Source organism: Methanomassiliicoccaceae archaeon DOK (genome assembly GCA_009911715.1).
Classification (GTDB): Archaea; Thermoplasmatota; Thermoplasmata; order Methanomassiliicoccales; family Methanomethylophilaceae; genus Methanoprimaticola.
The window spans coordinates 680,457-705,101 of record CP047880.1 but is presented as its reverse complement, the minus strand read 5'-3'; the positions used below and the strand labels follow the sequence as shown (position 1 = coordinate 705,101).

Sequence of the window (24,645 nt, the reverse complement as noted above, 5' to 3'; positions counted from 1 at the left end):
CAAAATATGTAGACCACTCGAATAAAATTATAGTAAAAGGTTTCCAGATCGAGTATTGGTCACATCCTCTTGCATCCGCGGAGCAGCCACTCCCCTATGGATTTGATACCGTATCTGAGCGTGGCCTGGAGATGACGGCTGTTGCTGCAGACGATGGGCGCGGGATTGTGCATGATGTAGTCCAGGACCTCCTGCCAGGTGGCCAGATCGTCCGGGAGCTCCAGGTATCCCTCTCCGATGCGGTGGGGACTGTGGGCGTCGCTCCCGGCGGTCATCGGCTTGCCGATGCGCTTCGCCAGCTTCTCCGACCTCCTGTTACCGCGGGGTGTCGAACGTCCGTTCCTGGCCTCGACCCCGTCGAAGGGGTACTTCAGGGTGTTTTTCTCCCCGAGCCCCGACCACCATCTGTACGGATGGGCGGCGAAGGCGTATCCCCCCGCCTCGTGGATCTTGTCGATGGTCTCCTGGATGGAGAGGTCCCTGGGGATCAGCCTGTCGATCCCCAGGGCGACGATGTGGCCCTCGGCGGAGGAGACCTCCTCCGCCGGGATGATTATGATCCTGCCGTTGTCCTTCAGCCTGGGATAGGCCTCGAACTCGTTGTGGTCCGTGACGGCCACGCACCCTATCCCGTGACGCTCGGCGTAATCGAGCAGCTCCTCCAGCGTGGTCTTGCCGTCGTTGGAGTAGCACGTATGGACATGCAGGTCTGCTTTCATCTGACCCTCGCACCGTCGATGAAGTCGTCATCGTCGACGGTGATGTAGCAGCCCTTTCCGTCTCCCATGGGGACCCTGAGGTCGCCGTCGTAGACGAGGGCGCAGATGTCGGGGCAGTCCTCCGGCACGTTCCCTCCGAGGATGTGGCCGTCGGTCAGCTTCCCGACGCGGATGTCCACGGCCTCGCAGTGCTTGACCTCGATCCTCGAGGAGGAGCACTCCAGAGCGCAGTCGATCCTGGTCCCGTTGGGCACATCGGCCGAGGGCTTCAGGAGCTTGATCGCGGTTCCCCCGAGATCCTCGTCGTCGAGCGCCATCAGCATTCCGTCGGACTTGACGCCGCGGAACTTGGCCGGCTTGAGGTTGGAGATGACCAGGAGCCTCCTGTTCAGCATCTGGTCCCTGGAATAGACCGTCTTGAGGTTCGTGACGATCTGCCTGGGCTCCTCCTCCCCGAGGTCGATCTTCAGGATGTACAGCTTCTCCGCGTCGGGGTGGTCCTCGACGGAGATGACGGTACCGACCCTGATGTCCATCTTCCTGAACGCTGCGAAGGGTCCGGCGGGAGCGGCGGGCTCCTGCTTCTTCTCCTGCTTCTTCTCGGTCTTCTGCTCCTTAACTGTCTCCTGCTTCTCTTCTTCCATCTTGATCTCGACCTTCTTGTATACCGGGACGGGCTCCCTGAGCTCCTGTCCGACCGGGAGGGGCGCGAGGACCTCGTCCAGTCCCGCCTTCTCCAGGCTTCCCTCGTATCCGAGGAATCCCCAGATTCTCTCGGAGGACCTGGGCATGAACGGCCAGGCCATGACGGCCAGGGCCTTTGCGATCCTGAGTGTGTTGTTCATCACACCGCCACAGGCCTCCTTGTCCTCCTTGACGAGGGCCCACGGCTTCTGGGCGTCGAAGTACCTGTTCCCGAAGCGGGCCAGGTCCATGACGACCTTGATCCCCTTCTTGAAGTCGCAGTGGGAGAGGCACTCCCTGTACTCGGCCAGGGACCTCTCGATCTCAACTGTGACCTCGGCGTCGTCGTTCGCCGCGGGGACCGTTCCGAAGTTCTTCCTGGTGAAGCTGAGGCACCTGTGGTAGTAGTTGCCCAGAGCCGCCACCAGCTCGTTGTTGACCTTGGTCTCGAAGTCCTCCCAGGAGAACTCCGAGTCATGGGTGTCCGGCATGTTAACGGACAGATAGTACCTGACCAGGTCCGCGTCGTAGGTCTGCAGGACCGTGGGGACGTCGATCGCTCCCCCGCGGCTCTTGGAGAGCTTGCCCCCGCTGATCATGAGGTACTCGTTGGCGGGTATGTCGTAGGGCAGGTCCATGTCGCCCAGGCCCATGAGGATGGCCGGCCAGATGATCGAGTGGAACGGGATGTTGTCCTTCCCGATGAAGTAGTAGTGCTTGACCTCGGGGTCCTTCCAGAACTCCTTCCAGTAGTCCGGCTTCCCGATCATCCTGGAGTACTCCACGGACGCGCTGAGGTACCCGATGACGGCCTCGAACCACACGTAGATGACCTTGTCATCCCACCCGTCGACCGGTATGGGCACGCCCCAGGACATGTCCCTGGTGATGGCCCTGTCGTTCAGGCCCTCCTCGAGCCAGTTCTTGGTGAACGCCTTGACGTTCGCCCTCCAGTAGTCCTTGGAGGACACGAAGTCGATGAGCTGGTCCCTGAATGCGCTGAGCCTCAGGAAGAAGTGCTCGGTCGGCCTTATCTCCGGCCTGCTGCCGCAGAGGGTGCAGTACGGGTCGATCAGGTCCCCGGGCTCGAAAGTGGTTCCGCACTGGTCGCACTGGTCGCTGCGAGTCTTCTCCGCCCCGCACTTGGGGCAGACTCCCTCCACGTACCTGTCCGGGAGGAAGCGGGCGCATTTGGGACAGTAGTACTGGTCGGACTCCTTCGTGTAGATGTAGCCCTTCTTCTGGAGGTCCAGGAACACCTTCTGCACGACCTCGAAGTGGGTGGGGCAGTGGGTCTTGTTGTACAGACTGTACTCTATGCCGAGGTCCTCTATCGCCTTCTTGTTGATCTCGTGGTACTTGTTGGCGTAGTCCTCGGGGGTCATGCCGCACTTCTCAGCGGAGACGGTGATGGGCGTGCCGTGCTGGTCGGAGCCTCCGACCATGAGGACCTCGTTGCCTATTAGGCGGTTGTACCTGCTGAATATGTCCGGCGGAAGAAGTGAACCCGCCACATGTCCGAGATGGATGGGGCCGTTCGAGTACGGCCAGGCGATGTTTATGCAGACTTTCGACATTGTGACCATGCGCGCGTACGCGCATGCATAATTTATAGATGGCGTTCTGACGATGCACGGGTCACGGGGATGGGGCACCGCCCTCGCGGGCCTCCGTCCTCCTCAGAACCAGCCATGCATGGGCGCCCATCATTACCCCGCCCAGTATCTCCGACAGCGCCATCGCCCACCACAGCGAGGTGAGCGTTCCGAAGGTGACAGTCGCCGCGAGGAACGCAAGACTCATGATCACGTTCCTCGCCAGGGAGTTGACCATGGCCCCGGAGGCCTTGTCGATGGACTGCATCAGGGATGACCCGGTGTACACCAGGGACATCACAGGCAGGAACAGGGCGAAGAACAGGAACATCCGGGCGGTCTCGTCGTGGAGGTACGCCAGGTCATCCGAGACGGTGAACACTGACGCGAGCAGCCCCGATCCGAGTGCCAGAACGACGGAAAGTACGATGGTCCACACCACCGACCTCCCCACAGAGAACCTGAATGCGTCCCAGATCATGTCGAACCTCCTCATGCCGTACTCTGCCGCGCACACCGCCACCATCGCCCCTCCCATGGACTGCGCTATGATGAGGATGAAGTTAGCGACCCTCCACCCTGTGGAGTACAGCCCCACCATGTCGGTCCCGCCGCACTCGATCACCATGTAGTTCAGGAAGATGTTGAACAGGTACATGATCGACAGCTCCAGGGCCTCGGGGCCCCCCACCGAGAGGATCCCCCTGCATACCCTGGCGTCCGGACGGTAGTCCGACCTGCGGATTGTGATGTACATCTCCCTGCTGCGGAGGTACCAGAACGACGCCATGGCGCAGGAGACGACGAACGCGATCACGGTGGCCCATGCGGCACCGGCCACACCCATGTCCAGTCCGTAAATCAGGACAGGGTCCAGGACTATGTTCACCAGGGCGCCCACAACCTGGATTGCCATTGAGCGCTTGGCCGCCCCCTCGCCGCGGAGCATCCCGGACATGACCCCGCTGAGGATCACGAAGAACGAGGACAGGTAGATGGGGTAGGCGTATTCCAGACAGTCCCCCAGGGTGTCGCCTGCGCCCATCAGCACCATCGTCTGCTCCGCGGTCAGCAGAAGCACAGGCGTCAACACAAGGCTGACGACGGCTGTGATCACCACGCCCTGGGCCGCCGACCGGTTGGCATCGGCGTGGTTCTTCTGGCCGATGTTCCTGGCTATTGCGGCACCGACACCTATGCCTAGACCGTTACCTATTCCGATGAGGATCGTGTAGATCGGGTATACGATACCCAGAGCGCCCATGGCGGAGCCGCCGAGACCAGCGACCCACAGGCTGTCGACGATGTTGTTCAGCTGCTGGAAGAACAATGCGACGCCTATCGGTATCGCCAGGGCAATCACACCCTTCCTCTGGTTCCCCAGAAGCGTCCTCGTCCCCTCGGTCTCGTCGGCCATCACGGCGTCATGGCTGGCTGGATATAAATGGTGGCGTCGGCCAGTCATGCTGAAATGGAGAAGCTTTTTCAATCCCATTAGCAGAAGGGATGAACATAGACCCCCATGTAATCCGTGTCGACTGATATGATATGATTATATCAATAAACTGTATTGCATTATCATGGACACAATCATCAGGCCCAGCTCGGATCTGAGGAACAAGTACCCTGAGATTTCGGATTACTGCAACTCCACGGGAAACGCAGTCTACATCACACGCAATGGAAGGGATGATACTGTGGTCATGAGTGTCCGCACATTTGAAGACATGGAACGGAAGCTAATCCTCAGTAAAATCGAGGAAGGGCTCAGATCGTTCGAACGCGGAGAATACCAAAGTGCAGAAGAAGCATTCGCCGATATCAGAAAAGAGCTGTTCTCATGAGATACACCGTGGATGTCGGTCTCCAGGCGAAGACTGACGTCTATAACATCGCATCTTACATCTCAAAGACTCTCAAGAATCCCGATGCCGCACTCAGACACATGGATGCCTTCGAAAACGCCGCCACCAGTTTGGCCATGATGCCAGAGCGTATCAGACCATCGCTGAGGGTCGGTGGAAACGAAATAAGATTCCTACCTGTCATGAACTACTTCTTGGCATTCACCATCGACGGCAGCTCCGTCAAGGTGATCAGAGTACTTTACTCCAGAATGGACCTCTCCGATCCCGGACTTTGGGAGGGACTCCCCTGATCACACAAATCAGCACCGCGCCCGTCGTCAGATATTTATTATGAAAAAAGATGGACGCGACCATGCGGATAGCGGCAGTGCTGATAGACAGATGCCAGAACAAGAAATGCAACCAGGAGTGCGCCAAGTTCTGCCCCCTGAACAGGACCGGGGTGGAGTGCGTCACATTCGGCGAGAGGGGCAAGCCCATCATCTCGGAGACCCTCTGCCAGGGATGCGGCATCTGCGTCAACAAGTGCCAGTTCGAGGCCGTGAAGATCATCGGCCTGGCCGACGAGCTGAAGGAGGACATGATCCACCAGTACGGCGAGAACTCGTTCAGGCTCTACAGGCTCCCCGTCCCCAAGAAGGGCCTCGTCACAGGTATCCTCGGACCCAACGGAATCGGAAAGACGACCGCCATCAGGATGCTGTCCGGAACCGAGATCCCCAACCTGGGACGCTACGACAACCCTCCCACCAAGGAGGAGGTCCTCCAGCACTTCGCCGGGACCGAGCTCCACGACTACCTGGAGAGGGTCTACGCCGGAAAGGTGAAGGTCGCCGTCAAGCCGCAGTACGTCGACAAGATCCCCCTGGCCGCCAAGGGCGTCGTCAGGGACCTCCTGTCCAAGGTCCAGGACCGCATGACCGTGGACGAGGCCGCTGAGCTTTTCGACCTCACGGAGGTCATAGACAGGGACATCTCCAAGCTGTCCGGCGGAGAGCTGCAGAGGGTCGCCATGGCATCCACCATGATGAAGGAGGCCGACGTGTACTTCTTCGACGAGCCTACCTCCTATCTGGACATCTACCAGAGGGTCAAGATGGCCCGTCTCATCAAGGACCTGGCTGTCGACAAGCAGGTCATGGTCATCGAGCACGACCTCGCCATCCTGGACTTCCTCGCGGACAACGTCAACGTCGTCTACGGTTCCGAGGGCGCGTACGGAGTATTCACCCTTGCCAGGCAGGTGAGGACCGCCATCAACGTCTACCTCGACGGATACCTCCCCGAGGAGAACATAAGGTTCAGGGACAGGCCCATCGAGTTCGAGGCCTCGCCTCCCAGAGGGGACTGGCAGACGGCCAACCTCATCTCCTTCAAGCAGCTCAACAAGGACTTCGGCGAGTTCAAGCTCGACATCACGGGAGGTGCCGTGAGGATTGGCGAGTCCGTGGGAATCGTCGGACCCAACGCCACCGGTAAGACCACCTTCGTGAAGATCCTCGCCGGGATCATCGAACCCGACTCGGGCGAGATGGACAACAAGGTCAAGGTTTCCTACAAGCCGCAGTACATCACCGGCGACTTCGACGGGACCGTCCAGGACCTCCTCTACTCCAAGTACTACGACACCGTCAACTCTGGGTTCTTCAACGGCGAGGTCGTCGAGCCACTGGGCATCAAGTACCTCATGGACAAGCAGGTCTCCAAGCTGTCCGGCGGAGAGCTGCAGAGGGTCGCCATCACGATGTGCCTCGCCGCCGAGGCCGACATATACCTCTTCGACGAGCCGTCGGCGTACCTGGACTCCAACCAGAGGATGAACGCTGCCAAGACGATCAGGCGCATGATGGAGAAGACCGGACGCAGCGCGATGGTGGTCGACCACGACATCTACTTCCTGGACATGGTCTCCGACTCCATGATGGTGTTCGGAGGCGAGCCGGGACACCACGGAATAGGCGACGGCCCGTTCGACATGAGGGACGGGATGAACAAGTTCCTCTCCGCCGTGGACATCACCTTCCGCAGGGACGCGGACACCCACAGACCCAGGATCAACAAGCCTGACTCCAGGCTCGACCGCGAGCAGAAGTCCAAGGGCGAATACTACTACGCCTGACGAAGCCTGTTAGGATAATCTAAAATACGGCCTGACACGGTGAGTCGTCCCATGGGAAAAGCCGACACCCATCTGCACACCGAATACTCCGGCTTCAACAAACTAGGGGTGCTGAAGTTCCCCGAGTCCACGACGATGCCGGAGAGGCAGGTGGACAGGATGAGGCAGCTCGGCATGGATGTCATGGCCATCACCGACCATGACGAGATCGCTGGCGCATTCATCGCCCAGAAGTACGCCAAGGCCAACTTCAACGACATAGAGGTGATCGTCGGGGAGGAGGTCACCACCGCCGACGGCGAGGTGATCGGCCTCTTCCTGACCGAGAAGATTCCGGACATGCTGCCCGTGGAGGAGACCATCGACATAATCCGCTCCCAGGGCGGCCTGGCCATCGCCCCGCATCCGTTCAGCATGCACGCCCCGGGTCTGCAGGAGCGCATCCTGGACCTGGACATAGACGGCTTCGAGACCATCAACGGAGGCCATCCGGACACGTACTCGAACATGTTCGCCAGGCTCGTCATGGACAGATATCCCGGCAGATGGTCGGAGATGTCCGGGAGCGACGCGCACTCCGTGTACACATCCGGGTACAACTGGACCGAGTTCTCCGGCAACTCCGCCGATGACTTCAGGAGGGCGGTGCTGAACAAGTCCACCGTCGCCGTGGGGAAGCCGGCACCGGTCTTCGGACAGGTGCAGTGGAGCGTGGACGTGGTCCTGGGGGCCCAGAAGCTCATGTACAAATCGCTGCTGGGGAAGCTCAAGAATGTCCCACACGACCACCTCATCGAGAAGATCAACAGCATCACTGACCTGAAGAAGGCCACCGGGATCATGGCTGGCCTCATGTACGTCATGCCGCCGATGTCGTTCATCGCCACGGTTCTGAGCACTTCCTATCTGAAGAAGAGCGCGAGCGACATGACTCCCGGGATTCCCGACCGCCTCTCCGCGGTGGACATGATCATCAGGGCGGTCGACGGCCGCGGAGGCCCTGGCGCAGGGGATGATGACCTCCTCGAGATGACCGAGGCCCTCGAGGCGCTGCAGTCCCACAGGAGACCGATGCATGGAATGGGACGCCTATAAAATCGGAGTGACCGTCCCCAGGAGTCATCTCGAGACCGTCATGGATTCGCTGGACGGAGTCGTCGAGCCCCTGTACCCCGGTTACGATCATGTCTTCAGCTGGTGGCCCGCGAAGGGTTGCTGGAGGCCACTCGAAGGCTCGTCCCCCTACGACGGAGAAGTAGGCAAGATAACGGTGGCCGAGGAGTTCCGTCTGGAGTTCGCCGTGAAAGGGAGGGATCTGGCGGGAGCCGTCGAGGCTGTCCGCAGGGCGCATCCCTACGAGGAGCCCGCAATCGACGTGATCCCACTGATCCCGTGGAAGTCCGTCACTGCTTCGGACGGTAGATGAAGAGGTTGTCGAAGGTCTTCTGCATCCTGTGAATCTTGATGCTCTGGAGCCTGTACTCCTTCTCCTCCTCGTCGATGAGACCCATCTTGACGTACTGGGTTAGGATCTCGTCCGCCAGGTCGTAACCGGACTCCACACCGACCACGATGTCGATGAGCCTGTTGCGGCAGGCGATGTGCTTGGGAAGCTCTCCCCCGTTCTCCTGGAGGAAGCGAACCTTTATCAGAGGGAACAGGTCGAGGTTCCTGGCGCAGGCCTCCTTGGCCTCGTCGTACCTCTCCGCCCCGAACAGACCGTCGATGTAGCCCTCGGTGATGATGAACCTGCTGTAGTCGTCCATCTCGTGGTTGGCGGCGTACTCGCCAGCGACTATGGACAGGCCGTAGTTGTGATCCTCCGTCGCCCTCTGCATGAGCTGGACCAGGAACGCCTGGGGGGACGAGGTGTCTATGCCCTGGATGTACCTGCGCATCCTCACCTTGTTCGGATCGTTAAGGGTCTCGTACCAGTCCGAGAGTCCAGCGTCAACAATCTCTTTCGGAATCTCCGCCTGTGCCATGGACTAGAAATCCGGAAACCGATACATAAACCGACTGCCGGAAGAGGGTCGCCGAGATGGCCGTTAACGTCCCTCGTGGATGATGACCCTGTTGGTGGGGGAATGCGGCCTGTCGCAGCACAGCCTCGCGGGCGTCCACTCCAACGGAGTCTCGAAAGGCTCCGCCCTATCGATACAGTTCCTGGCGCAGTGACGGCAGTGGAACTCGCTGCACGGGACGCAGTTGATGGATGTCTCCACCGAATCCCCGTACTTGGCCATCACAGCCTCGTCGATCTCCTGCTTCTCCACGTACTCCTGTGCGACTGTCATGTTCCTGGGGAAGACGACCTTCATGTCGACGTAGATCTTCGGCCCGTACTTGATCAGACGGAGGTTGTACACGTCGATCCAGTCGTCGTGCCTGTACTCGTTGATCATGGAGGACACCTCGGCGATGAGATCATCGTCGGCGCGGTCCATGGTCTCATCCGCAGACCTCTTGATGACGCCGAACCCCGTGTAGAGGATGATGAAACCGAAGACCACGGCGATCGACGAGTCAAGCCAGCGTGCGTCGTATCCCATCCCCTCGGCTATGTACACGACGAACAGACCGATCAGGATACCGATCGAGGAGTATGTGTCCGAGCAGAGGTGCTTCCCGCTGGCCTCCAGCGCCGGGGAGCGGTTCTTCCTACCCTTGCGGATGGCGACCCTTCCCACGGCGTAGTTTGCTGCTGCGGCCAGCGCCACCAGCACGAGACCGATGTCCAGGTCGGATATCTCCCCGGGGTTGAAGAACGAGTTGACGGACTCGAGGATGATGATACCGCCCGCGACCATGATCATCGTCCCCTCGATCGCCGAGGAGATGATCTCGATCTTGCCGTGGCCGAAGGGGTGTGTCCTGTCGGCGGGCTGCGCTGAGAGGTACAGGGCGTAGATCCCTATGCATGCGGCGACAACGTTTACGATGGACTCCGTGGCGTCGGTGAAGATGGCTACGGATCCCGTCAGGAAGTACGCTATGTACTTGATGATCAGAAGGGTGAACCCTAGGACAACGATGATCTTCTGGAACTCGAAGTTCTCGTCAGCCGCGCTTGCCATGGTCTTCCGGAAAAGTTCCTTATTTAAAACAGTTGTCAATTAGATACTCTTAATAATCTTAAGCCGCGACTGAACCCTTCCCCCTGAACATGGACACCGCGGCGCCGACCGCGCACATCATGACGCAGACGCCGAAGGAGTACCTCATGACGGTGATGAAGCTGTCGTAGGTGTCCGGCGACAGGTTGTCGGCTGACCCCATTATGACGGAGATGAACAGCATCGCTATGCCCATGCTGACCATCATCCCGGTCTGCCTCATCACGGCCACCATCGCGGAGGCCTCCCCCGTCTCGTGGGGCTCCACAGAGCCCATGATGATGGACGTGTTGGGGGCCGAGAACAGGGAGAACCCGAACCCGACCACCACGAGCGTGACGACTATCAGCCACAGCGGGGTGCCGATGCCGTAGAACAGGATTGTGGCAATACCGACGGCCGATATTGCCAGCCCCGCCGTCGGCAGTATGCGCTTGTCGCGGAGCCTGTCGGACATGCGTCCGAAGTACGGGGTCCCCACCGCCTGGATGGCGGGCTGGATCAGCATGAGCATCCCCGCCTGCGTGGCGGTGAGGCCGCCGATGCTCTGCAGGTAGAGCGCCAGGAAGTACGATATGGAGTAGGACGCGGCGTAGTTCATGAACGTCGCCAGGCAGGAGCCTGTGAACACCCTGCCCTTGAACAGCCTGACGTTCAGCAGATGGTACGGGGTCCTCAGCTCCACCGCGACGAACACCGCCAGGAAGACGACGCCGACGACCAGCATGACGTACGCCCACGTCTCGGGCAGGTTGATCATTCCGCCCATGCTCAGGACGATGGCTATGCCGTACACGACGGCGCCCTTGCCGTCGAACCTGCCCCCTCTGTTGGGCGAGATCTCCGCCTTGAACCTGGTCATGCAGACGATTGACGCGACCGCGATCGGGACGATAAGCAGGAACAGGCTGTGCCATCCCAGGAGGTCGTTCAGCACACCCCCCAGCGCGGGACCGGCGGCCAGTCCGATGTAGACGCACATCGTCTGGAGCCCTATGGCGCCTCCCCTGTGCTCGTGCGGGTACACGTCGGTTATCATCGATATGCTGGTGGTCACGATGCAGGCGGAACCGAGCCCCATGATGACCCTGCAGCCGATGAGGAACCAGAACGACGGCGAGAAGGGAGCCATCAGACAGGCTACAGCGATTATCACCACGCCGAGGATGAAAGTCCTCTTCTTCCCATGGATGTCCCCGAACTTGGCCATCGGGACCATGAACACGACGGAGGACAGGAGGAAGGCGGTGTTGACATAGGCCAGCATGTGCGAGCCCGCTCCGAACTCCTCCCCTATGTTCACCAGAGAGAGGTTCATCATGGTGCTGAGCAGCGGCGTGATGAACCCCGCCAGACAGCACGCCAGCAGGACCAGTTTCCTATCCATTATCGTGTACGCCGTTCCCTCACCTCCGTTCGGACTTCCATCTTCGAATACCAGGTTGGATAAAACTGTTTCAGGCCCGCATGCTCATGCCGTGGCCTTGTCAGGCCACCTCCTGGACATGAAGGCGAACATGATGCAGGCGACGACGGCCACGACCGCCATTACACCGAACAGGTCCGGATAGGAGCTGCCCACAGCCGCGAACAGCGGTACGCTGATCAGGGATATGGAGAACTGTCCGAGGTTCAGGCAGGTGCTGTACCCTCCCATGATCTTACCCGATGTGGAGGCGGTGGTCTCCCCCGCAAGCGTGTTGGACACGGCGGGACACACCATTCCGAGGCCGGCTCCCGCGACGATCATCATGACGACCGCGGATGCCACCGACTCGGACACCTCCAGGGTCAGCAGGGCGATCGCCAGGAGCAGGAACCCCACGGCGATGATGGAGAACGGGCTGATCCTCTGGACGAACCTGCGGTACATCAGGCTGAAGCATGCGTTGGTGACGCCATGGACCCCCAGGAAGAGCCCCGTGACCGATGTGGACACCGCCAGCTCCGTCTGCAGGTATGTCGGCATCTTCGTCGGGAGCAGGAAGGCCATCGTCATGGCCACGAATATGGTGATGTAGCAGATCGTCAGGAGCCTCTTGTTGGCCTTCCTCTCCGGGGTGATCCTCCCCATGGACCCGTGGTCCTCTCTCTGCGGCTCCCTCATCGTGAGGAGCACCATGAGCAGGATCGGGACGCCGATGAGGTAGACGAGGAACGGCTCCCTCCAGGAGAACTCTGCGAGCACACCCCCGGTGTACTCCAGGATCAGGACCCCCACGCCCATCGCGGCAGACTGGTAGCTCAGAGCCCTTACCCTGTCCATCCCCGTGTAGTACTCCGCGATGAGTGCGGTTACGGCACTGGAGATTCCGGCGATTCCGATTCCCACGACGAACCTGAATGCGAGCAGGATGTACAGCTGGGTGTCGCTCCCGCCCTCCATGAGGTATCCAACGGCACCGGCCGCTGTGAACACCACGAGCGACGTGGCCAGGACCCTGACCTTCCCCAGCCTGTCGGCAAGGGCGCCCATGGCGAAGCCAACTACGGCCACGGCCAGAGAGGGTATGGTGATGATCATGGACACCAGGGTGTCCTGTCCGGGAAACACCTGTTCGATGAGCGGCAGGGCGGGCGCGACGGCGGCACCTCCCATCAGCATGAGCATCGAACAGAGCAATATGGTTAGAAGTGTCAGTTTAGTCGGTGTAAACTGCTTGACCTCTTGCATGAGTAGTTCAAAGTGGAGTTGTATACATAGTTTGGCATTCAAACTAAAATACGGGACCCGGCTGACGCCGGGTAAGACGGCCGCCGATGCGGCCGGTTGTTGGATTCAGGCCTGCGCTGCGACGGCAGCAGCCTTAGCCCTGCGGTAGTGTCCCACGCTCCACAGAGAGATGACCACACCGTACAGTATGGCGATGACTCCCATCAGGCAGTAGACCTCGTAGTACGAGTCGCTGAGCATGGCTAGCAGGGGCACGCTGAGCAGCGAGATCGCGAACTGCCCGAAGTTGAGACACGTTCCGTAGCCTCCCATGATAGACCCGGAGTTGGAACCTGTGACCTCCCCTGCGAGCGTGTTGACCAGCGACGGAACGATCATCCCCACGCCGATGCCTGTGATGATCAGCGTGAAGATCGCCAGAGGCACACTGGGGTACAGGATCAGGACAGCAAAGCCGATTCCCATGAAGAGGAACCCCATGCCGAGGATCCTGAACGGCGGGATACGGACCGTGATCCTCCTGTACAGGATGCTGAAGACGGCGTTCGCCACGCCGTGGAACCCGAGGAACAGACCGACGATGGATGATGACGCCCCGAGGTCTGCGAGGACGATCGGGATGCTTGTGGGCAGCAGGAACACGAGGTTCATGCAGAAGAAGATTGAGACGTAGCACAGAGCCACGATCCTGTAGTTGGCCTTCCTGAACTTCTCGTGGGACACTATCTCCGCAATCTCCGCCCTGTCCTCGTCGGACATCCTGGGCTCCCTCATGGACAGGATGGCCATGATGAGGATCGGGATGCCTATCAGGTAGACCAGGAACGGGGTCCTCCAGGATATCTCGGCCAGGGTTCCGCCTGTGAACTCGAGGATGAGCACACCGATTCCCATGGCTGCGGACTGGTAGCTGAGGACCTTGACCCTCTGGACGCCGCCGTAGTACTCTGCGATGAGTGCGGTGACGGTGCTCGTGATTCCGGCGATTCCGATTCCCAGTATGAATCTGGCGACAAGAATGCTCTCGAGACTGGGCAGGAAGTAACTGACGACCCCCGCGATGACGAAGACCGCGAGTGCGATGAAGAGGACCTTGACCTTCCCGAACCTGTCCGCGGCCAGGCCAACGGCGTATCCGACGATGGCGACTGCGAGCGAGGGGAGGGTGATGATCAGCGATACTAGGAAGTCGTCCCCCGGGAAAGCCTGCTTGATATCGTTCAGGGCCGGGGCAACAACCGCTCCGCCCATGAGGATCAGCATAGAGCTCAGGAGGATGGTGACCAGTGTCAGCTTGGTCGGTTTGAAAACACCTTTTTCTCTCTGCATGGGAGCCCCCTCCGTGGTCTCGTATTTAATCTTGATAGTTGGTTGACCAACTATCAACCCCCTTTAAGTCTAACATTCGTTCAATGGTTCTTTAAATACAGATTTTATGTATCGATATATCTATGATTTTCACATCCAACAGTACAAATGTCTATCGGTCGATGATATGACATGTCCGCTTGGCTTCGATGAGTTGGTACGACAACATCGGACCGTCTGCATCACCTCCGATGCATCATGTCATACGGGACGGAACCGACCCTTCGCAGAATCTGATGTGAGCTACGAATCGGAGAAACGGAACAGGTTTGGATCGGAGGGGAGCGGCCCCGTCCGATCGTTGAAGTTTCAGACGAGATAGTCCTTCAGGACCTCTGCGAGATCCTTCCCCTCAGTGGACAGCCAGGCGTCGAAGTCCTTGCCACTGGCTGCTACGGTCCTGCCGAGGAAGACCGCCATCTCTGGACATCTGTCGACCGGGACCGCGCCTACGAGATCGCCGAAGCGCTCCCTGCCCTGCAGCCCGCAGCCGTTCACTGTGAGATTGTACACCGGGACAGGCTTGCCGTCCACGCTCTTGGACGCGCCCTGCAGCCCGAGCATGCCGACCTGATGGTTCCCGCAGGACGACGCGCATCCAGATATCCTGAACCTTGGCAGGGCGTTGTCCGGTATGCCCGCAGCGCGCACGGCGTCGATCATGGCGTACAGGGTGCCGTTGGAATCCCTGAGACCCTGCTGGCAGATTGTCGACCCGATGCATGAAACGGATGTCTCGAACAGCGTCCTTGCGCCACCCTCCGTTGCATCCCTCACCCTGAGGGCCTCGTCACCGCCTAGGTTGATGATGTACAGGGTGCTGTCGGGGGCGACCCTAACCTCCGCGTCCCAGACGTCCGCGATGGCGTCCCTTATCCTCTCCAGCGCCTCCAGTGGCACATCCCCTCCGACCGGATGGTACGCCACATAGTACAGACCGGGCTGCTTCTGCCTGAAGATCCTGTCCCCGGAGACCTCCACGGGCTCCTTCTCCGGGAACGTCTCGGGTTCCGGATGGATGTCGAGCCCTCCTTTCTCCAGCAGCGGGACAAGAGCCTCGCCGTACGCCTCCAGGAACCCTGAGTCGCCGAGGTCGTCGCGCATGTATCTGGTGCGGGCACGGGAGCGGTTCTCGTAGTTCCCGTGCTTCATGAACGTGTCAACCATGGCGCGGACGTAGTAGATGGTCTTGGAAGGGTCTATCCCCTCGGCAACCCTGATTCCGAGCTTGGGGTTGTTACCGAGCCCCCCGGCCGCCCAGACGTCGAAGGTACCGTCGTCGTTTGCGATGAACCCCAGATCCCTGAAGGTGGCATGGGTCTCGTTCCTCTCCGAGCTGGAGAACGTGACCTTGAGCTTCCTCGGCATCCTGATGTCCGTCATGATGTCCAGCAGGTACGTCTCGGTCGCTTTGGCGTACGGATACACATCGAACTTCTCTCCCGGCTCCACACCCGAGAGTGATGTGGCGGAGACGTTCCTCGGATTGTCCCCTCCGCCTCCCTGCGTGTTTATCCCATGGTCCAGCGCCCTGTCCATTATCTCGCATATCTGGTCGCCGCGGAGGTTGTGGAGCTGGACCGTCTCGCAGGTGGTGGTGTGGATCCTCGTGATCCCGTACCTCCTGCACTCGTCGATGATGAACGAGAGTTTGTCCTTGGACATGTGGCCACCGCACATGCGGAGCCTTATCATCCCGAGCTCACCGCCCTTCTGGGCGTAGCTTCCGAACTTGCCCGAGATCCCCTTGTACTCCTTGGCCGACAGGTCCTTCCTGACGAAGAACCTCTCCTCGGCCTCCCTGAACTCCGGGATCCTGGCCCTGAAGAAATCGACATCTCTGCTCATACCTGATGATAGCGTCACAGTGATTATTACGTCTGACGGTGATACATGCACAAGGTGGAAATGATGTCCGATTGTCCGGATGAGATCAAGAAGAGGCTCGGCCTGGTGCAGGTGTACACCGGCAACGGGAAGGGGAAGACCACGGCGGCGATGGGCATGGCGTTCAGGGCCGTCGGACGCGGGCTCAACGTGATAATGCTGCAGTTCCTCAAGCCCCCGAAGGGATACGGCGAGCACATGGCCGCGGAGATGCTCCCCGGATTCACCATCGAACCGATGGGCTCGGACCACATGTGCGGCCGCGAGGTCACCAGGGAGCAGGACATTGAGGACACGCGCAGGGGTCTGGCCAGGGCGGAGGAGGTGCTGACATCGGGCGAGTACGACATGGTCATCCTCGACGAGGCCATCAACTCCATCAGGCTGGGCCTGATGACCCCGCAGTCCCTCATCGATCTTCTGGAGAGGAGGGCGCCCAACACCGAGGTCGTCCTCACGGGCAGAGGTGTGCCCCAGGAGATAATAGACTATGCCGACCTGGTCACCGAGATGACCCTGATCAAGCACCCGTTCGACAGGGGAGTGGGCGCCAGGAAGGGCATAGAGTACTGATGCCGCGGAGGGGACGGAGCCCCTCCGCAAGACCTTTTTATCATCGTCCATCCAATCAGGGTGGCATGACAATCTACGACAGCATCACTGAGACGATTGGGGAGACGCCCCTTGTGCGCCTTAACAGGATCAACCCTCCGGGCACCCACGTCTATGTGAAGATCGAGAGGGGGAACCCCGCGGGATCCATCAAGGACCGCGCAGCCCTGTCCATGATCAACGACGCTGTCGCCCGCGGCGTCCTCGAGGAGGGCGGCACCATCATCGAACCCACATCCGGGAACACCGGCATCGCCATCGCGATGATTGCGGCCGCCAGGGGATACAAGGCGGTGATAGTCATGCCCGACACGATGTCCAAAGAACGCATCTCGCTGATGAAGGCGTACGGGGCGGAAGTTGTCCTCTCGCCAGGCGCCAAGGGCATGCAGGGCGCCGTGGAACTCGCCGAGAGCATCAGGTCCGAGAGGGGCGGTTTCATCGCAGGACAGTTCGACAACCCCGCCAACGTCGCCGCCCACAGAGTCGGGACCGGGAAGGAGATCCTCAGGGACCTCCCGGACGTCGACTTCATCTACGCTGGCATCGGAACCGGGGGCACCGCATCCGGCATCGGCCTCGCCTGCAAGGACAGCGGCTCCAAGGCGAAGGTCGTCGGGGTCGAGCCTGCCGAGAGCCCGCTCATAACAGAGGGCCACGCAGGACCCCACAACATCCAGGGGATCGGCTCGAACTTCGTCCCGGGCAACTACCTGCCCGAGGCCGTGGACTCCGTCGAGACCGTCGCCACCGAGGATGCGATAAGAACCGCCGTGGAACTCGCCAGGAAGGAGGGGATATTCGCAGGGATATCCTCCGGCGCCAACGTTTTCGCCGCCATCAGAAGGGCAAGGGAAGACCCCTCCGCCAAGATTGTGGCCATCCTGCCCGACGGCGGCGAGAAGTACATGAGCCTCGGCATCTACGAGTGATCCGATGCCTGTCAAGATCCCCGACGACCTGCCGGCCGCTTCGATCCTGGAGTCCGAGAACGTCTTCGTCATGAGAGAGGGGAGGGCCAACACCCAGGACATCCGTCCGCTGGAGATCCTCATCCTGAACTTGATGCCCACGAAGGTGGAGACCGAGACACAGATCCTGAGGTGCCTCAGTAACAGCCCTCTGCAGACCAACATCACGCTGCTGCAGATGGCGACCCACGAGTCCAAGAACACCTCCGCCGAATACCTGGCCAGGTTCTACAGGACGTTCGATCAGGTCCGCGACCGCAAGTTCGACGGGATGATCATCACCGGCGCTCCGCTGGAGACCATCGATTACGAGGACGTCGACTACTGGGACGAGCTCTGCTCCATCATGGACTGGACGCTCACCAACGTGTGCTCGACGCTCTACATCTGCTGGGGCGCCATGGCGGGGCTGTATCACCACTACGGCATCCAGAAGAGGCAGATGGCGTCCAAGGTCTCGGGGATATACGAGCACCGCGTGCTCATCCCTAACGAGCCCATAGTCAGAGGATTCGACGACCGCTTCTTCATGCCACAGTCCAGGCACACCGAGGTCAGGGCCGAGGACATCATGGCCAACCCCCACCTGCACATAGTCTGCGCATCGGAGGAGTCCGGGGTCGCGGTGGTGCAGTCGGAGAGGAACCAGACGTTCATCACGGGTCATCTGGAGTACGACGCGGCCACCCTGGCGTACGAGTACGAGAGGGACCTGAACGCCGGGAAGGACCCGCACGTCCCCGAGCATTACTTCGAGGACGACGACCCGAGACGGGACCCGATAGTCAGATGGAGGGCCCACGCGACCCTGTTCTACACCAACTGGCTGAACTACTGCGTATATCAGCTCACGCCGTTCGACATCGACGAGATCGGAAGGGAATCGTGAGAACAATACGGGGATGATGTGCCGGACCTGCCGTCACTGGCTGACGACCCGGGGATTGACGAGCTTCCCCACGATGGCGTCCCTGACGAACGGGTTGAGTCCGGACACGTCCCCTCCCCCGTCCAGGACGGCCTGCACCTCGCGGGAGATGTGCGTGAACACCTCCCTGAATATCCTGCAGGAGTCGTTGCCGTTGTCCTCCAGGCAGCCCTCGTGGTAGGCGTCCATGCTGCACCCTCCGTTGCAGTACCTGAATATGGGGCAAGATGCGCATTTCTCGCGCCTCCTAATGGAGCCGAGGAGTATCCTCCTGAACCCCTCCGACTGGAACAGCTCCTGTATGGTGGAGACCTCGTTGATGTTGCCCATGCAGAACTCCTCGGGACAGGCCTTGGCGCATGGGTATACGGAGCCGTCGGGGTTGACGCAGAGCCACTTCGTGAGACACGACGTGTGCGCGCAGTCGGACGGCGTCGGGTCCCCGAGATAGTTGAGGATGTAAAGGTAGTGGGGAATCAGAGGGACGTTCGATCCGGCATCGTGGAACCAAGCGTCGAAGGCCTCGATGCTTCCCCTTATGAACTCGTCCGCATCGGGAACGGTTCCGTTGTCCCTGGCGCATCCGGCGGGTATCACGGGGGAGAGCGACAGGTTCGTGCCCTTGACCTTGAAGTGTTCGTAGAGCTCCCTCTGCTTCAGCGCCGTCTCCGCGGATATGGTCGCCGACACGGAGTACTTGTTCTCCTTCGCGGAAAGCAGGTCCAGGGCCTTCGACGGGTCTCCTTCCCTCAGGACCTGGTTGTACGGGCCCTCGTAGGATACGCCGACGTTGATCTGCTTCTCCCTGCAATAGGCCATGAAGCGCCTGTTGACCAGGGTCCCGTTCGTCTGAACGGTGTTGCCGCAGCGACCGTTCCTCTTGCCGAAATACTTCTCCTGGAGCTCGATGGCGTCCTTGTAGAACGACATAGGCAGGGTCAGGGGCTCGCCCCCGTGCCAGATGAACCATGCGGCCTCGTACTCCTGCGAGACCATCCTGAAAAGACGATCGAGAGTGTCAAGGGACATCTCGCCCCTGACCCTCTCGTCTGGTGTGTGGTAGCAGTGCCTGCATCCCGTGTTGCAGTACAGCGTCGGCTTCACGACTACCGACAGATAGGGTTTCATGCCGTTGCTTCGGAATCAGAAGGGCCAGTAGGTCCAGACGCCGTTGAAGCCGTTGGTGGCGTAGCAGCAGCAGATGACACAGACGACGACCCCTCCGACGAGGCAGCCGTACCATCCGGGGGAGCTGCAGCATCCCTTGTCGTCGCAGCAGCAGTAGTCGCACTTGGTGGATCCGTCGTGGTCACCCTTGTCGACGCGCTCGTCGTGGGTTGTCTCAGGGAGTCCCTCCATCGCGAACGCGATAAATGCGGAAGGGGACTGGCTCTCGTAAAGTGCGGTCAATTTGTCTACGGATTCTGACTCGTACGACATGGGATACTCACCTACCGACGCTGAATTCGGTACAGTCAAGGCGTACTTAGTGCGCGTATTTAACGATTAGGTTCTGGAAGGGCCGTGCCAGACGTCTGGAAGATGCTGTCAGAGGCATCGAAAAGCATCATCTGGCTATCATCCGCGGCAATGGCGATTATGTTACATGAATCCATGAGAATAAATGAGATTTGGATCGACCGCGTCGGTCTTCCGGTGATAGGATGTGAGATATCACATGCATCGGCTGACGAGAGCCTTAAATCCCCACCCGCTTTCCGCGTCTCCATGCTCGGCTACACCGTGCCGGCCTACGGGAGACTGTCGCCAGCGGACCTGAGCAGATATCGCAGATACTACTGCGAGACCTGCCATCAGCTCCACGATGGCTTCGGACTCACCGGCACGCTGACTGTCAACTACGATATGACGTTCAACACGATTCTGCTCTGCGGCGTCACAGGCCAGGCCCTCGACGTCGGCCCCACAGAGCGGACGATCTGCGTCCTGGACAGCTGCAAGACCTCCGCCGATCTCATGCGCGACATGGCCGCATACACGCTGATCCTTACCAAATGGGAGCTGCTGGACGATGAGACCGACGACCCCTCGCTGAAGAGCAGGTTCATATCCCTGACTCTCAACCGGGCCATCGAGAAGGCCGTGAGGATGCACCCCGACTACGATGACATGGTCGGCAAGGGGTTCGAGGAACTGAGAAAACTCGAACTAGGGGGCTGCAGAGATGCCCGCCTCATGGGCCGCACGTTCGGCAGCGGACTGATAGGCGCCCTCGAGGACATTGCCGGAGACCATTACACCAGCGACCTGGGAGAGGTCTTCACCGAACTGAGCACCGCGGTCTACATCATGGATGCGATAGACGACCTGGACGAGGACTACATGGAGGGCACTTACAACCCCCTCCTGCCCGAGTCCGGATACGTCAACGCCAGGACCCTCATAGACAAGGATGTCTTCAGATTCACTGGCCTCGTCAACGAGACCATCGGCTCGATGCAGGGAAGCTACTCCAGGATAAGGCCGTCCATGAAAGGCAACGAGTCCCTTTGCGACAACATCGTGTACTTCGGGATACCGGAATCGGCCAGAAGGGTCATCTCTGGAAACTCGCAGGCCAAGGCCAGCATCAAGAACATGTTCTCCAACAGGAACGCCAGGATGTCGGAGTGATGCGGAAACGGCCCAGGGAACAGGCCCGAATTGTTTGTAACCGTCAGGCCACGCCGGATGGGTCGTAATCCGAACACACGTCGAGTGGGAACGTCTCATCCCCCGTCCTGGAGCATCTCCCACCGTTGTAGGAGAGACAGTTCTCGCAGCAACCGGGACGATATCTGCCGCATGTGCCGTCAGATGTGGTCGACCTGGACTCGGGCAGACACACCCACATCCCGTCCGAATGTCTGCAGAATCTGCATGTGCGACATTTGCGGTAACTCTCATCCATGATGCACCGAAAGCTTCGATGTATGAAATAATATAGGGTTATATGTTGCACTAACGCTATCGAATGTCGAAACGATTCTTTAAATACTTCCTTATCGTTCCAACATACATACCCGAACCGAGCCTGTTGGGAGCAGGCCCGGGGCCTTGCGGCCAGGGTTTGTCCGTCCATCACTGGACGGAGATCTCGATCTCAATCCCGAAGATTGTGACCGAGATGCGGACGTTAAACGTCCTCCGGAGGAATAATGCTCATTTACTCTTCTCCCGCCGGTCGGGTCTCGTCGCCCGGCCGGCCATCCCACCTCTCCGCGATGCTTCTTAAAGGAGGCACCGTGCGGTCACGTTGATTCTCGGAACCCTTCCGTTTCTCGTCTTTCGCCAACTATTTACATGAATTACCGATTCGGACGCATCATGACGGTCACGATAGCCTACATGGGCATACCCGGGTCCAACTCCGAACAGGCGGCGACGGAATTCGCCGCCAAGATGGGCTGGGATGAGTACGAGCTCCTCCCCAGGGTCGACTCCAGAGGCGTCGTGGACGCGATGGACCTCGAGGGCGCCGAGTACGGTGTCGTCGCCGTGGCCAACATAAACGCCGGACCGGTCGAGGAGACCAGGAAGGCCCTCGAGGGCAGGGATGACATCGAGTTCGTTCTCAGCTTCTGGGTGCCTATCCATCATTGCGTCTTCATCAGAGAAGGATATGAAGGCCCGATCAGGCACGTCGCATCCCACATCCAGGCACTCCTACAGACCAAGGGCAACCTCGAGAGGCTATTCCCCGGTGCCGACAGGATCGAGGTGGAGGACACCGCTGTCGCAGCGGAGTACCTTTCAGAGGGCAAGCTGAGCGAGGACACGGCGGTGGTGTGCAGACGCAACGCCGGCCAGATGTTCAATCTCCGCATGATTCACGAGAACATCGAGGACAGGTCTGACAACATGACCGAGTTCCATCTTCTCCGCAAGGGGTCGGCATGATCTCCGAGATGATAGAGGAGGATGCCCGCAGGCTGGACGACATCGTCGCCGATCTGAACAAGGAGGCCATCAGGCACAGGAACGCCCGCGACGACTACAACAGGCAGGCGCAGGTCCTCGCCGACAAGAGGGACAAACTCCAGGCCCAGGCCAGGAAGCTCTCCTCCCAGGCATCCGTCTACAAGCAGCAGAGGGACGAGTGCAACATATCCGTCAGGGAGAACAAGCAGAAGCGCGACGAGTGGAATGACCGCGCGGCCAGGATGAGAGCGGCGGGCGGACTCGGGGACATCGGAGAGGCGAAGTCCCAGGCCCAGAGCTACCATCAGAAGGTCGTCAAGTACTCCCAGGACGGACAGGCGCTCCACGAGAAGATGCACACCCTCATGGACCAGGCCGAGAAGCTGAGGCAGGAGGCCCAGGTATGCCACGAGCAGTGCCAGACCTGCAGAAGGGCTGCCAACTCGGAACACGAGAAGTACATCGCGGCCGTAAGGAAGATAGAGAGGGTCAGGGACAACCTTCCGGAGTGACCTCTCCATAGATGCGCATCAGTCCACGAAGAGCATCACGTCGCTGCGGTACAGCCTCATGAACCTGTATGTCCGCATCCTGCCGGTCTTCGGATCGGGCATCTCGCGCTCGCACGCCGGCTTGTAGTTGCACTTCTCCATGACCCTGCCCGAAGCCTCGTTCTCCGTGTCGTACCTGGCCTGGATGAAGAGATAGTCCGTGAAGTCCATGATGTATCTGGAAACGGCGGTCAGCGCCTCGGTCATGTAGCCGTTGTCCCAGTACCTCTGGGCGAGACAGTACCCGAGCTCGCAGTACCTCTGATCCGGATGGTCGCGCACGGCCGTGATGCTGCCTATCGGCTCCCCTGTGGACCTCAGGACGATACACCAGTCCATGCTCCCGCTCTCGTACTGGCGCACCTACGACCCTATGATCCTCCTGGTCTGCATCACGTCCCTGTGGGGCTCCCAGGTGGCGAACCTGGTCACCTCCGGGTCGGACATCCAGTTCCTGAAGCACGCCTCCGCGTCCGACTCCTCGAACCTCCTGAGCTCCAGACGGTCCGTCCTCATGTTCAGGGTCCTCAGCGTCACAGTATCTCCACCTGCAGCGACCCCATTACCTCCAGGGCCTTCTCCCCCAGCGACCTGTCGTAGCTGGCGACGCAGTCCCTGCGGACGAACACCCTGGCCTCCGGATTCGCAGTCCTCGCCAGAACGGCGTTGGCGATTACGCATATGTTGGTGGCCACACCGCAGAGCTCGATCTCGTCGTAGTCCTTCAGGACGTCCATCAGCTCGGCGCATCCGAACGTCGGCTTGTCTATGATGCGGCACCTGGGATCGCGGGACAGCTCGCCCGGCCTTCCGCAGATCTCCCATCCGGGTGTTCCCCTGACGCAGTGTGTGACCGGGAGCAGCCTCCCCTCGCGGGTGTCCAGGTAATCGGGATCGTGCGTGTCCCTGGTGAAGAACACCTGGTCCCCGGAATCCAGATAAGAAGAGATTAGGGAGCCTATGGCATCCCCGATTAAGACGGCATCCTGGCTTCCCAGGGTGCCGGTGACGAAATCGGATTGGTAGTCTATGACGACCAGGGCGCGCATGCCCCGGCCTAGGAATTCACACCTTTATGTTGTTGGCGGTGGTGCTATTCCTCTTGACTGTTTCGAACACTAGGCTGTACGGTATTCCCTCTGATATGGAGATGTCCACGCAGGAGCGCCCCTTGCGGTACTCCCCGAGGATCAGCCCCTCAAGGACTGCGTCTACCTCCGACTCGCGGGATGGGGCCCTCTGGAAGTCGGCCTCCCTCTCGCTTGCCCAGTCCTTTGACGAGCATAGCGGACACTTCCTGGGAACCTTGGTTCCCTTGGCATTCCAGCTGTAGCCACAACGCTTGCAGGTGTAACTGCGCGGTGGAGTGTTCCACTGGTGTGTCCCGCATGATGGGCACCTCTTCGGTGACCCGTTGTGGGAGTTCCACGTGTGGCCGCAGCGAAGGCATGTGACTCTGAGGTGGGAGTCATTCCACTTTATCGAGCGACACTTCGGACACCGCTTTGGCAGTTCGTCCTTACGCGGGATCCACTCGTACGAGCATCTCGCGCACCTCAACAAACTGCTTATCGGCAATGTTGGGGACATACAATGGTGTCTGGTGTTATAAATATATAAATGTATGCGTAA

General features: G+C 59.8%; 27 protein-coding genes. 11 read left to right on the top strand and 16 right to left on the bottom strand.

Features of this window, described 5'->3' with window-relative positions; translation table 11 throughout:
- Positions 1-59: 59 nt before the first annotated feature.
- The 3 genes from JS82_03660 to JS82_03650 form a co-directional block, all read right to left on the bottom strand.
- Entirely contained in the window at positions 60-719 is a 660-nt protein-coding gene (locus JS82_03660; protein ID QHK17252.1) for a PHP domain-containing protein, read from the bottom strand.
- The gene (metG, locus tag JS82_03655; GenBank protein QHK18389.1) at positions 716-2,980 is read right to left on the bottom strand and encodes a methionine--tRNA ligase; all 2,265 of its coding nucleotides are present in this window, start codon (positions 2,978-2,980) and stop codon (positions 716-718) included. The genes JS82_03660 and metG overlap by 4 nt, the downstream gene beginning before the upstream one ends.
- 61 nt (positions 2,981-3,041) lie before the next feature.
- Positions 3,042-4,415 carry an MATE family efflux transporter gene (locus JS82_03650; protein QHK17251.1) on the bottom strand — a complete coding sequence of 458 codons (1,374 nt, stop codon included), beginning with the start codon at positions 4,413-4,415 and terminating at the stop codon, positions 3,042-3,044.
- A gap of 163 nt (positions 4,416-4,578) precedes the next feature.
- Here JS82_03650 and JS82_03645 point away from each other — a divergent pair, with 163 nt between their 5' ends.
- The 5 genes from JS82_03645 to JS82_03625 all read left to right on the top strand — a co-directional run bounded on the left by JS82_03645 (position 4,579) and on the right by JS82_03625 (position 8,411).
- Positions 4,579-4,842, top strand: coding sequence for a type II toxin-antitoxin system prevent-host-death family antitoxin (locus tag JS82_03645; GenBank protein QHK17250.1), 264 nt, complete (start codon positions 4,579-4,581; stop codon positions 4,840-4,842).
- Entirely contained in the window at positions 4,839-5,156 is a 318-nt protein-coding gene (locus JS82_03640; GenBank protein ID QHK17249.1) for a type II toxin-antitoxin system RelE/ParE family toxin, read from the top strand. Before JS82_03645 ends, JS82_03640 begins: the two co-directional genes overlap by 4 nt.
- Before the next feature lie 62 nt (positions 5,157-5,218).
- Entirely contained in the window at positions 5,219-6,985 is a 1,767-nt protein-coding gene (locus JS82_03635; GenBank protein ID QHK17248.1) for a ribosome biogenesis/translation initiation ATPase RLI, read from the top strand.
- A gap of 51 nt (positions 6,986-7,036) precedes the next feature.
- Entirely contained in the window at positions 7,037-8,080 is a 1,044-nt protein-coding gene (locus JS82_03630) for a PHP domain-containing protein (protein QHK17247.1), read from the top strand.
- Complete coding sequence (locus JS82_03625) at positions 8,061-8,411, top strand: hypothetical protein (GenBank protein ID QHK17246.1); 351 nt, start codon at positions 8,061-8,063, stop codon at positions 8,409-8,411. Before JS82_03630 ends, JS82_03625 begins: the two co-directional genes overlap by 20 nt.
- Here the strand turns inward: JS82_03625 and JS82_03620 are convergent.
- The 6 genes from JS82_03620 to JS82_03595 form a co-directional block, all read right to left on the bottom strand.
- Entirely contained in the window at positions 8,389-8,970 is a 582-nt protein-coding gene (locus JS82_03620) for a hypothetical protein (protein ID QHK17245.1), read from the bottom strand. The two genes, JS82_03625 and JS82_03620, sit on opposite strands and share 23 nt — an antisense overlap.
- Positions 8,971-9,033: 63 nt before the next feature.
- Entirely contained in the window at positions 9,034-10,062 is a 1,029-nt protein-coding gene (locus JS82_03615; GenBank protein ID QHK17244.1) for a cation diffusion facilitator family transporter, read from the bottom strand.
- Between the two features lie 58 nt (positions 10,063-10,120).
- Positions 10,121-11,488 carry an MFS transporter gene (locus JS82_03610; GenBank protein ID QHK17243.1) on the bottom strand — a complete coding sequence of 456 codons (1,368 nt, stop codon included), beginning with the start codon at positions 11,486-11,488 and terminating at the stop codon, positions 10,121-10,123.
- Between the two features lie 84 nt (positions 11,489-11,572).
- A complete protein-coding gene (locus tag JS82_03605; GenBank protein QHK17242.1) occupies positions 11,573-12,706 on the bottom strand; it encodes an MFS transporter in 1,134 nt (377 codons plus the stop codon).
- 174 nt (positions 12,707-12,880) lie between these two features.
- The gene (locus JS82_03600) at positions 12,881-14,104 is read right to left on the bottom strand and encodes an MFS transporter (protein QHK17241.1); all 1,224 of its coding nucleotides are present in this window, start codon (positions 14,102-14,104) and stop codon (positions 12,881-12,883) included.
- A 348-nt stretch (positions 14,105-14,452) separates the two neighbouring features.
- The gene (locus tag JS82_03595) at positions 14,453-15,991 is read right to left on the bottom strand and encodes a nitrite/sulfite reductase (GenBank protein QHK17240.1); all 1,539 of its coding nucleotides are present in this window, start codon (positions 15,989-15,991) and stop codon (positions 14,453-14,455) included.
- 63 nt (positions 15,992-16,054) lie between these two features.
- On the opposite strand from JS82_03595, the gene cobO reads away from it, so the two are divergent.
- From cobO to metA, 3 genes are all read left to right on the top strand, one after another.
- Complete coding sequence (gene cobO / locus JS82_03590; protein QHK18388.1) at positions 16,055-16,603, top strand: cob(I)yrinic acid a,c-diamide adenosyltransferase; 549 nt, start codon at positions 16,055-16,057, stop codon at positions 16,601-16,603.
- Between the two features lie 65 nt (positions 16,604-16,668).
- Positions 16,669-17,574: a cysteine synthase A gene (cysK, locus tag JS82_03585; protein ID QHK17239.1), complete on the top strand. Its 906-nt coding sequence runs from the start codon at positions 16,669-16,671 to the stop codon at positions 17,572-17,574.
- A 4-nt stretch (positions 17,575-17,578) separates the two neighbouring features.
- Positions 17,579-18,502 carry a homoserine O-succinyltransferase gene (metA, locus tag JS82_03580; protein QHK17238.1) on the top strand — a complete coding sequence of 308 codons (924 nt, stop codon included), beginning with the start codon at positions 17,579-17,581 and terminating at the stop codon, positions 18,500-18,502.
- Between the two features lie 33 nt (positions 18,503-18,535).
- Here metA and JS82_03575 read toward each other — a convergent pair whose 3' ends face one another.
- Together JS82_03575 and JS82_03570 are read right to left on the bottom strand one after the other, a co-directional pair.
- Positions 18,536-19,669: an SPASM domain-containing protein gene (locus JS82_03575; protein QHK17237.1), complete on the bottom strand. Its 1,134-nt coding sequence runs from the start codon at positions 19,667-19,669 to the stop codon at positions 18,536-18,538.
- Positions 19,670-19,684: 15 nt separating this feature from the next.
- On the bottom strand, positions 19,685-19,981 hold the full coding sequence (locus JS82_03570; protein QHK17236.1) for a hypothetical protein: 297 nt from the start codon (positions 19,979-19,981) through the stop codon (positions 19,685-19,687).
- 321 nt (positions 19,982-20,302) lie between these two features.
- Between JS82_03570 and JS82_03565 the strand changes: the two genes are divergently transcribed.
- Complete coding sequence (locus JS82_03565) at positions 20,303-21,175, top strand: hypothetical protein (protein QHK18387.1); 873 nt, start codon at positions 20,303-20,305, stop codon at positions 21,173-21,175.
- Between the two features lie 43 nt (positions 21,176-21,218).
- Here the strand turns inward: JS82_03565 and JS82_03560 are convergent, their stop codons facing one another.
- Entirely contained in the window at positions 21,219-21,452 is a 234-nt protein-coding gene (locus tag JS82_03560) for a hypothetical protein (protein QHK17235.1), read from the bottom strand.
- A 416-nt stretch (positions 21,453-21,868) separates the two neighbouring features.
- Between JS82_03560 and JS82_03555 the strand changes: the two genes are divergently transcribed.
- Together JS82_03555 and JS82_03550 are read left to right on the top strand one after the other, a co-directional pair.
- Positions 21,869-22,441, top strand: a complete 573-nt coding sequence (locus JS82_03555) for a chorismate mutase (protein QHK17234.1) — start codon at positions 21,869-21,871, stop codon at positions 22,439-22,441.
- The gene (locus JS82_03550; GenBank protein QHK17233.1) at positions 22,438-22,974 is read left to right on the top strand and encodes a hypothetical protein; all 537 of its coding nucleotides are present in this window, start codon (positions 22,438-22,440) and stop codon (positions 22,972-22,974) included. Before JS82_03555 ends, JS82_03550 begins: the two co-directional genes overlap by 4 nt.
- Before the next feature lie 18 nt (positions 22,975-22,992).
- On the opposite strand, the gene JS82_03545 is transcribed toward JS82_03550, so the two are convergent.
- From JS82_03545 to JS82_03530, 4 genes are read right to left on the bottom strand one after another with little or no spacing between them, the layout of a single operon-like run.
- Positions 22,993-23,376, bottom strand: a complete 384-nt coding sequence (locus JS82_03545) for a GNAT family N-acetyltransferase (protein QHK17232.1) — start codon at positions 23,374-23,376, stop codon at positions 22,993-22,995.
- Positions 23,377-23,550, bottom strand: coding sequence for a GNAT family N-acetyltransferase (locus JS82_03540; protein QHK17231.1), 174 nt, complete (start codon positions 23,548-23,550; stop codon positions 23,377-23,379).
- Positions 23,547-24,062, bottom strand: coding sequence for an isochorismatase family protein (locus JS82_03535; protein QHK17230.1), 516 nt, complete (start codon positions 24,060-24,062; stop codon positions 23,547-23,549). Before JS82_03535 ends, JS82_03540 begins: the two co-directional genes overlap by 4 nt.
- A 16-nt stretch (positions 24,063-24,078) precedes the next feature.
- Positions 24,079-24,573: a hypothetical protein gene (locus JS82_03530; protein QHK17229.1), complete on the bottom strand. Its 495-nt coding sequence runs from the start codon at positions 24,571-24,573 to the stop codon at positions 24,079-24,081.
- Positions 24,574-24,645 lie beyond the last annotated feature (72 nt).

Excerpts from the sequence above, each read along its gene's own strand:
- JS82_03660 (QHK17252.1), bottom strand. The coding sequence starts at position 719 with ATGAAAGCAGACCTGCATGTCCATACGTGCTACTCCAACGACGGCAAG.
- metG (QHK18389.1), bottom strand. The coding sequence starts at position 2,980 with ATGTCGAAAGTCTGCATAAACATCGCCTGGCCGTACTCGAACGGCCCC.
- JS82_03650 (QHK17251.1), bottom strand. The coding sequence starts at position 4,415 with ATGGCCGACGAGACCGAGGGGACGAGGACGCTTCTGGGGAACCAGAGG.
- JS82_03645 (QHK17250.1), top strand. The coding sequence starts at position 4,579 with ATGGACACAATCATCAGGCCCAGCTCGGATCTGAGGAACAAGTACCCT.
- JS82_03640 (QHK17249.1), top strand. The coding sequence starts at position 4,839 with ATGAGATACACCGTGGATGTCGGTCTCCAGGCGAAGACTGACGTCTAT.
- JS82_03635 (QHK17248.1), top strand. The coding sequence starts at position 5,219 with ATGCGGATAGCGGCAGTGCTGATAGACAGATGCCAGAACAAGAAATGC.
- JS82_03630 (QHK17247.1), top strand. The coding sequence starts at position 7,037 with ATGGGAAAAGCCGACACCCATCTGCACACCGAATACTCCGGCTTCAAC.
- JS82_03625 (QHK17246.1), top strand. The coding sequence starts at position 8,061 with ATGGAATGGGACGCCTATAAAATCGGAGTGACCGTCCCCAGGAGTCAT.
- JS82_03620 (QHK17245.1), bottom strand. The coding sequence starts at position 8,970 with ATGGCACAGGCGGAGATTCCGAAAGAGATTGTTGACGCTGGACTCTCG.
- JS82_03615 (QHK17244.1), bottom strand. The coding sequence starts at position 10,062 with ATGGCAAGCGCGGCTGACGAGAACTTCGAGTTCCAGAAGATCATCGTT.
- JS82_03610 (QHK17243.1), bottom strand. The coding sequence starts at position 11,488 with ATGGATAGGAAACTGGTCCTGCTGGCGTGCTGTCTGGCGGGGTTCATC.
- JS82_03605 (QHK17242.1), bottom strand. The coding sequence starts at position 12,706 with ATGCTGATGGGAGGTGCCGCCGTCGCGCCCGCCCTGCCGCTCATCGAA.
- JS82_03600 (QHK17241.1), bottom strand. The coding sequence starts at position 14,104 with ATGCAGAGAGAAAAAGGTGTTTTCAAACCGACCAAGCTGACACTGGTC.
- JS82_03595 (QHK17240.1), bottom strand. The coding sequence starts at position 15,991 with ATGAGCAGAGATGTCGATTTCTTCAGGGCCAGGATCCCGGAGTTCAGG.
- cobO (QHK18388.1), top strand. The coding sequence starts at position 16,055 with ATGTCCGATTGTCCGGATGAGATCAAGAAGAGGCTCGGCCTGGTGCAG.
- cysK (QHK17239.1), top strand. The coding sequence starts at position 16,669 with ATGACAATCTACGACAGCATCACTGAGACGATTGGGGAGACGCCCCTT.
- metA (QHK17238.1), top strand. The coding sequence starts at position 17,579 with ATGCCTGTCAAGATCCCCGACGACCTGCCGGCCGCTTCGATCCTGGAG.
- JS82_03575 (QHK17237.1), bottom strand. The coding sequence starts at position 19,669 with ATGAAACCCTATCTGTCGGTAGTCGTGAAGCCGACGCTGTACTGCAAC.
- JS82_03570 (QHK17236.1), bottom strand. The coding sequence starts at position 19,981 with ATGTCGTACGAGTCAGAATCCGTAGACAAATTGACCGCACTTTACGAG.
- JS82_03560 (QHK17235.1), bottom strand. The coding sequence starts at position 21,452 with ATGGATGAGAGTTACCGCAAATGTCGCACATGCAGATTCTGCAGACAT.
- JS82_03555 (QHK17234.1), top strand. The coding sequence starts at position 21,869 with ATGACGGTCACGATAGCCTACATGGGCATACCCGGGTCCAACTCCGAA.
- JS82_03550 (QHK17233.1), top strand. The coding sequence starts at position 22,438 with ATGATCTCCGAGATGATAGAGGAGGATGCCCGCAGGCTGGACGACATC.
- JS82_03535 (QHK17230.1), bottom strand. The coding sequence starts at position 24,062 with ATGCGCGCCCTGGTCGTCATAGACTACCAATCCGATTTCGTCACCGGC.